The sequence below is a fragment of the Mycobacterium sp. NGS16 genome (assembly GCF_059813225.1).
Genome location: NZ_JCALEE010000029.1, coordinates 1 through 453, shown reverse-complemented (window position 1 = coordinate 453; position 453 = coordinate 1). Strand labels below are relative to the sequence as shown.

Below are 453 nucleotides of genomic sequence, written 5' to 3'. Positions count from 1 at the left end.
GCCACGCCGCCGACAACGCCGCCTGCTCACTGGCAATATCAGCACCCACGGCCTGCAACGTGCCCGCATACCCATTCATCTCCCCGGCATGAGCCAACATCGCCGGGTAGTTGTACATAATCTGCGACATCACAAACCCTCCCTAAACCCCGGTGTAACCGCTGGCCGCAGCCGCATCCGCCGCCACATACGTGCTACCGGCATCCGCCAGATTCGCCTGCGCCATATCCAGCAACGCATTCACCCGCGCCGCCATCGCCACAAACCGCGCATGCGACCCCTGAAACGCCGCCGCCGCCTCACCAACATGAAACGCCTGCGCCGCCAACGCCGCCTGCTCCGCCTGCGCCATCGTCGACCGCATCAACGCCGCCTTCGCCCCAAACGCCGACTCCGAGGCCACCAACTGCGGAATATGGGCATCCAACAAACTCATCACCGCACTCCTTTCTC

Annotated in this window: 2 protein-coding genes; both read right to left on the bottom strand. The window is 64.0% G+C overall.

The genetic code is table 11. From position 1 onward, the window contains the following. Positions 1-130: WXG100 family type VII secretion target (locus AC5Y4Q_RS21650; RefSeq protein WP_499960170.1), on the bottom strand; the 130-nt coding region annotated here is incomplete at its 3' end. 12 nt (positions 131-142) lie between these two features. After that, positions 143-436 carry a hypothetical protein gene (locus tag AC5Y4Q_RS21645; protein ID WP_064920303.1) on the bottom strand — a complete coding sequence of 98 codons (294 nt, stop codon included), beginning with the start codon at positions 434-436 and terminating at the stop codon, positions 143-145. Positions 437-453 lie beyond the last annotated feature (17 nt).